Genomic DNA, 6,654 nt, shown 5'->3' on the forward strand with positions numbered 1-6,654 from the left:
TCGAGCAGGCGCAGGTCGCTCAAGGTTCGGTCACGCAAGATTCGGTCACCCAGGACACTGCGCCGGCCGAGGCGATTAAGGGCGCCAAAGCGTCATGAGCGCCGCCGATATCGAGGCCAGCAAAGCTCCCCTGATGGACCATTTGATCGAGCTGCGTTCGCGGCTGATCAAAGCGCTGCTCGGCTTCGGCATTGCCTTCATCTTCTGCTTCTTCTTCGCCAAGCAGATCTACAACGTGCTGGTCTGGCCGTTCGTGTGGATCGCGGGTCCCGAGAACTCGAAATTCATCTACACCGCGCTGCTGGAATATTTCATCACCCAGCTCAAGCTCGCGCTGTTCGGCGCCGGCTTCATCTCGTTCCCGATCGTCGCGACACAAATCTATAAGTTCGTCGCTCCCGGACTCTACAAGCACGAGAAGCAGGCCTTCCTGCCGTATCTGGTCGCGACCCCGTTCTTCTTCGTGCTGGGCGCAGCACTGGTCTATTTCGTCGTGCTGCCCATGCTGGTCCGCTTCTCGCTCGGCATGCAGCAGGCCGGCAGTGACGAGACCGCGCAGATCCAGCTGCTGCCCAAGGTCGGCGAATATCTGTCGCTGATGATGTCGCTGATCTTCGCCTTCGGCATCGCCTTCCAGCTTCCGGTGATCCTGACGCTGCTGGGGCGCATCGGCATCGTCACGTCTAAAATGCTGCGCGAGAAGCGCCGCTATTTCATCGTCGTTGCCTTCGTCATCGCGGCCGTTCTGACCCCGCCCGATGTGCTCAGCCAGTGCTCGCTCGCGATTCCCTTGCTCGCGCTCTACGAGGGCTCGATCATCGCGGTGGGAATTGTGGAGAAGAAGGCTGCAGCTTCGCAAGCCTCTAGCGGCACCGACGTATCGACGCCGGTTAATCCGGCAGAGTAGGGCGCCCCATACTCCGGTGTCATTCCCCGCGAAAGCGGGGAATCCAGTACGCCGCGGCCTATGGGGAATCAGTGATGTTTCTGGAATACTGGATCGCCCGCTTTCGCGGGCGATGACAGCCGTGCTAGGGGAAGCAGCCATTTGCATAAATGCAAATCCAGGATTTGCAGGGTTGCAACAAGCCCCAGGACCACGGCCATGCACGACATCAAATCGATCCGCGACAACCCGCAAGCCTTCGATGCCGGCCTCGCACGACGCGGCCTGAAGCCGATGTCGGCGTCGCTGCTAGCAATCGACGAGACCCGGCGTGCGGCGATCCTGGCTTCCGAGCAGGCGCAGGCGCGGCGCAATGCGGCCTCAAAGGAAATCGGCGATGCCAAGAAGACGAAGGACGAGGCGCGCGCGGCGAAGCTGATGGCGGAGGTCGCCGAGCTCAAGACCACCATGCCGGAGCTCGAGGCGACCGCGAAGGCTGCCGACGAGGAGCTCGCCAAGGAGCTGGCGGCGATCCCCAATCTGCCGCTCGGCGAGGTGCCCGATGGTGTCGACGAGCACGGCAATGTGCAGCGCCATGTCTTCGGCAACAGGCGCAACTACGCGTTCGTGCCAAAACCCCATGACGATCTCGGCGCCGCGCTCGGTGACATGGATTTCGAGACCGCAGCGAAGCTCTCCGGCGCGCGCTTCGTCGTGTTGAAGAAGGGACTGGCGCGGCTCGAACGCGCGCTCGGCCAGTTCATGCTGAATCTACACGTTGACGAGCACGGCTATACCGAGATCAATCCGCCGCTGCTCGTGCGCAACGAGATCATGTTCGGCACCGGACAATTGCCGAAGTTCGAGGACGACCAGTTCTGGGCGATCAAGGGCGAATTGCTCGCCGCGCCCGACCATGAGCGGCTCCGGACCGAGCGTCTCGGGATCATTCCGACCGCGGAGGTGGCGCTCACCAATCTCGTCCGAGAATCCATCCTCGACGAAAAGCAGCTGCCGATGCGGCTGACTGCGCTGACGCCGTGTTTTCGCGCGGAGGCGGGCGCCGCAGGGCGCGACACCCGCGGCATGATCCGGCAGCACCAGTTCACCAAGGTCGAACTGGTCTCGATCACGACGCCGGAGACGAGCAAGGACGAGCACGAGCGCATGCTCGCCTGTGCCGAGGAAGTGCTGCGACGGCTCGAGCTGCATTACCGCGTGATGACGCTGTGCACCGGGGATATGGGTTTCTCGTCGCAAAAAACCTATGACATCGAGGTCTGGATGCCGGGTCAGGGCGACGGCGGGGCATTCCGCGAGATCTCAAGCTGCTCGGTTTGCGGCGATTTCCAGGCCCGCCGGATGGACGCGCGCTCGCGCGGCCCCGATGGCAAGCCGCGGTTCGTGCACACGCTCAACGGCTCCGGCACAGCGCTAGGCCGCGCGTTGATCGCCGTGATGGAGACCTATCAGCAAGAGGACGGCTCGATTGCGGTCCCCAGCGTGCTCCAGCCCTATATGGGCGGGCTGAAGGTGGTCGCACGCGACTAGGCGTGCCGCCAATCTGAAACGGAGAAACGTTTGGTTGCGAAGATCGGGCGGCCGGTTATCCTGCCGGCCACCCGACAACGCGAACCGATCGTTCATGGCCTTGCACCGCGATATCTTCTGGGTCGGCAGACAATGGGCGGTGACGGGTGCCGGTATCCAGGCCGTCGATCAGCGGCTGCGTGGCGTGCTCGACATCGCGATCACGCGGCTCTGGGACGACGATCTGGTCCAGAGCCGGCGGGCCAAGCCCGGTGTGAATGCAGCCGATTTCGACCAGGCGCTAACGCTGGCACGTGACCGCTTTCCACAGGCGCCGGTGCCGGACCCATTCGTCGCGCAGCTGGAGGCGCTCGGCGTGATTGAGGCGCCGATGGTGAGCCCGGTCGTGCCGGCGATGAGATTGCACGCGGAGGGCCGGCTTGCGCGCTTTCTGCCGCAATGGCGAGTTCGCCGATAACCGCCAAGCCGGCGACCAGGTGCCGCCCGGTCGGCCGGTTTGCCTGATCGGCCCCGGCCGGATAAGACGGCTCAGACCCGCTTCAGGAATCGACCTTTCCCATGCGCATTCTCTGCACCAATGACGACGGCATCCACGCACCCGGCCTCAAGGTCCTGGAGGAGATCGCGCGCGCATTGTCCGATGACGTCTGGGTGGTCGCGCCTGAACTCGACCAGTCCGGCGTGTCGCATTCGCTGTCGCTCAACGATCCGCTGCGCCTGCGCGAGGTCGGTCCGCGGCATTTCGCGGTGCGCGGCACGCCGACCGACTGCGTCATCATGGGCGCGCGCCACATCCTCGGCGCCAAGCTGCCCGATATCGTGCTGTCCGGCGTCAACAAGGGCCGCAACGTCGCCGAGGACGTGGTCTATTCCGGCACCATCGCCGGTGCGCTGGAGGGCACCATCCTGGGGCTGCCGTCCTTCGCCCTGTCGCAGGAGTTCAGCGTGGAGACCCGCGACCGGCCGCTGTGGGACACGGCCCGCAAATTCGGGCCCGACATCCTGCGCAAGGTGATCGCCGCCGGCATCCCGAAGGACACCGTCATCAACGTCAACTTCCCGGCCTGCGCGCCGGAGGATGTGCTGGGCATCCGCGTGACGCGGCAAGGCAAGCGCAATCTCGGCTTCCTTAGGATCGACGAGCGCAGGGACGGCCGTGGCAATCCGTATTTCTGGATCGGCTTCGAGCGCACCGCGATGATGGATACGCCGGCCGACGGCACCGATCTCGCGGCGCTCCGCGAACGCTACGTCTCCGTCACGCCGCTCAGGCTCGACCGGACCAACGAGGCGTTTTCCGAGGCGCTGAGTGCGACGCTGAAGTAAGTCCGACGCTGAAGTAATCCGACCTGGAATGGGGCCTAGCCGCCGCGAAGCGCGGCTTCGATGGTCTTGCCGAGGGCGTCGAGCTGAAATGGCTTCTGAAGCGCCGGCCGATCGCGGTACTGCTCGGGCAGGCCCGAGGAACCGTATCCGGTGGCGAAGATGAACGGGCAGCCCTTCGCCTTGATGACATCGGCGACCGGCGAGATGACCTTGCCGTTGACGTTGACGTCGAGAATGGCGATGTCGAACTCGGTTGCCTGGGCGAGCCGCATGGCTTCGGTGATGTCGCCCGCCTCGGCTGCGATCTTGTAGCCAAGCTCTTCGAGCATGTCCGCGACCATCATCCTGATCATCACCTCGTCTTCGACGAGGAATACAGAGCGGCCAGTAAGCCCCGTCGCGGTCATGGTCGAGTCCTTGCCCATTGCCAAAAACGTTCGCAGATAACATGAATCGACGCAATGCGCGTTTCGACGAACGGATGCCTGAAAATGGCCATCGCGGCTCGCCCGTTGCAAGCCAATTTATGGTCAACTACGCCATCCGAAGCCTATCATGGGTTCCCTGAGCCGGAACAGGAATCTCGCGCCCAGGTTGGGCGTCCCGGACCGCAAACACAGCACAAGCAGGCAATGACCCCCCATCAGCACCCGCCGGAAAAGATGATGTTTCAGCTCACGCTGAGGCGTCGGGGCATCAGCGACCAGGCGGTCCTGAGGGCCATGGAGGAGGTGCCGCGCGATCAATTCGTCGACGACGCCGATCGGGACGGCGCATATCGCGACAGCGCGCTCCCGATCGCCTGCGGGCAGACCATCAGCCAGCCCTTTGTCGTCGCCTACATGACCGAGCAGCTCCAGCTTCAGAAGAAGCACCGCGTCCTCGAGATCGGCGCCGGCTCGGGCTACCAGGCGGCGGTGCTGTCGCGGCTCGCCGGCCAGGTGTTGACGGTCGAGCGCTACCGCAAGCTTGCGGATGCCGCACGTATCAGGCTTGAAAAACTCAACTATCACAACGTCGAGGTGATGCTGGGCGACGGACTCAATCTGCCCCCCAATATTGGCCCGTTCGATCGCATCATCGTCACGGCCGCGATGGAGCAGCTCCCGGAGAACCTGGTCGAGCGGCTGGAGGTGGGTGGCATCCTGATCGCGCCCGTCGGCCCGCATCAGGGGGTGCAGACGCTGATCCGGCTGAGCCGGACCGAAGCCGGGATCGAGCGCAAGGAACTCGTCGAGGTCCGCTTCGTGCCGGCGCTGCCCGGCGTGGCGCGGGAGCTGTAGAATTCCGGATTGGCTGCGCTGCCAACATCTTATTGGGAGGGTTAAGCCGTTATTTACTCGGCGCGTGTTTACTTAAAACACCAGTTCTGTTGCGTACGAGTGAGTAACCATGTCCGTTGCCGCCGAGTTGCTTTACTCGCGCCGTGTGCCGCAGGTCGCGGTGCTGGCGCTGATCTCCTTCAGCTTCGCAGGGTGCAGCGCCGACATGTCGTCGCGCATGTCCCAGTCGAACTTCTCCAATCCCTTCGCGCAGGAATCGACCGGTTCGGTGCAGCAGGCCCCGCCGCCGCAGCGTGAGTTGCCGCAATATTCGCGGCCGCAGACGCAGTCCGGTTATTATCAGTCGCAGCCTTTGCCGCCGGCGGTATCCACGCCGCAATCCTACCCCGTTGCAGCAGGCGGTGTGTCCGGAGGCGGACGCGGCGTGGGCTCCTACGCACCCCCGGCGCAGCCGCATCTCGAGACCACGGCCACCGTGCCGCCACGCTCGGTTGCAGCCGCCCAGCCGGTCGGCGGAACCAAGATCATCGTCGGCACCAGCGATACGCTCGACCTGCTTGCCAAACGCTATCGCGTCACGCCGCAGGCGATCCTCGCCGCCAACGGCTATAAGGGGCCGCGCGCGCTCTCGCCCGGCCAGCAACTGATCATTCCGCACCAAGCTACGGCGGCTGCGCCCGCGCCGCTCATGGCTCCCGTTGCCGCTGCCCCAGCGCCCGCTGCGAAGCCGGTTGCGGCCGTTGCCGCGCCGTCAAGCACGCACTTCGTGAACCACGGCGACACGCTCGCCAGCATTGCCCGCAAGAACCATATCTCGGCGGCCGAATTGGCCCGCGCCAACGGCCTCGATCCCTCTGCAAAACTCAAGCTCGGCGCCAGGCTGGCCGTGCCCGGGGCCAAGACCGCCGCTGTCGCAGCACCGCTTGCCGCGGCTCCGGTCGGAGCCGCTCCCGTCGCGGGGACGCTGCAGCCGGTTGCTGCCGCGCCTGCGCCCGCCACCAAGATGGCCGCCGTCGCCGCGCCGGTGCAGAGCGCGCGCCTGGCCCAGGCCACCGCCAACGTCGAAGACAAGGCCGCGGACACTCCCGCGAAAGCTGCGGAGACCACCAGCGCGCTGCCGACTTTCCGCTGGCCGGTGCGCGGCAAGGTGGTCACGAGCTACGGCGCCAAGACCAATGGCAAATCCAACGACGGCATCAATCTCGCGGTGCCCGAGGGCACGCCGGTCAAGGCGGCCGAAGACGGTGTCGTTGCCTATTCCGGCAACGAGCTGAAAGGTTACGGCAATCTGGTCCTGGTTCGGCACTCCAACGGCTACGTCACCGCATATGCCCATGCGAGTGAGCTGATGGTGAAGCGCGGCGATACCATCAAGCGCGGCCAGGTCATTGCCAAGTCGGGTCAATCCGGGGAGGTGGCGTCGCCGCAGCTCCACTTCGAGATCCGCAAGGGATCGAGCCCGGTTGATCCGCTTCAATTCCTGAACGGGGCGTGATGAGGCCTACATTGTCTCCCAACTGAAGCTGTCGTCGCCCGGCTTGACCGGGCGACCCAGTACGCCGCGGCCTCTCGATCGATCACAACCGTCTCTGGAATACTGGATCGCCC

General features: G+C 64.6%; 7 protein-coding genes. 6 read left to right on the plus strand and 1 reads right to left on the minus strand.

The annotated features are described in order from the left end of the window. Positions 1–94 precede the first annotated feature (94 nt). The 4 genes from tatC to surE all read left to right on the plus strand — a co-directional run bounded on the left by tatC (position 95) and on the right by surE (position 3,763). Entirely contained in the window at positions 95–907 is an 813-nt protein-coding gene (gene tatC / locus IVB32_RS11460; RefSeq protein ID WP_247296619.1) for a twin-arginine translocase subunit TatC, read from the plus strand. Between the two features lie 198 nt (positions 908–1,105). After that, a complete protein-coding gene (gene serS / locus IVB32_RS11465; protein WP_018458027.1) occupies positions 1,106–2,437 on the plus strand; it encodes a serine--tRNA ligase in 1,332 nt (443 codons plus the stop codon). A 94-nt stretch (positions 2,438–2,531) separates the two neighbouring features. Beyond that, a complete protein-coding gene (locus tag IVB32_RS11470; protein WP_085353194.1) occupies positions 2,532–2,894 on the plus strand; it encodes a hypothetical protein in 363 nt (120 codons plus the stop codon). 101 nt (positions 2,895–2,995) lie between these two features. Continuing rightward, the gene (gene surE / locus IVB32_RS11475; RefSeq protein ID WP_247410384.1) at positions 2,996–3,763 is read left to right on the plus strand and encodes a 5'/3'-nucleotidase SurE; all 768 of its coding nucleotides are present in this window, start codon (positions 2,996–2,998) and stop codon (positions 3,761–3,763) included. A gap of 35 nt (positions 3,764–3,798) precedes the next feature. Here the strand turns inward: surE and IVB32_RS11480 are convergent, their stop codons facing one another. Next, entirely contained in the window at positions 3,799–4,170 is a 372-nt protein-coding gene (locus IVB32_RS11480) for a response regulator (protein ID WP_007590670.1), read from the minus strand. 225 nt (positions 4,171–4,395) lie between these two features. Between IVB32_RS11480 and IVB32_RS11485 the strand changes: the two genes are divergently transcribed. Both IVB32_RS11485 and IVB32_RS11490 read left to right on the plus strand, forming a co-directional pair. Then, positions 4,396–5,046, plus strand: a complete 651-nt coding sequence (locus IVB32_RS11485) for a protein-L-isoaspartate(D-aspartate) O-methyltransferase (protein ID WP_026233485.1) — start codon at positions 4,396–4,398, stop codon at positions 5,044–5,046. Between the two features lie 109 nt (positions 5,047–5,155). Further along, complete coding sequence (locus IVB32_RS11490) at positions 5,156–6,541, plus strand: LysM peptidoglycan-binding domain-containing M23 family metallopeptidase (protein WP_204511287.1); 1,386 nt, start codon at positions 5,156–5,158, stop codon at positions 6,539–6,541. Positions 6,542–6,654 lie beyond the last annotated feature (113 nt).

This window comes from Bradyrhizobium sp. 23 (assembly GCF_023073295.1).
Lineage (GTDB): Bacteria > Pseudomonadota > Alphaproteobacteria > Rhizobiales > Xanthobacteraceae > Bradyrhizobium > Bradyrhizobium canariense_D.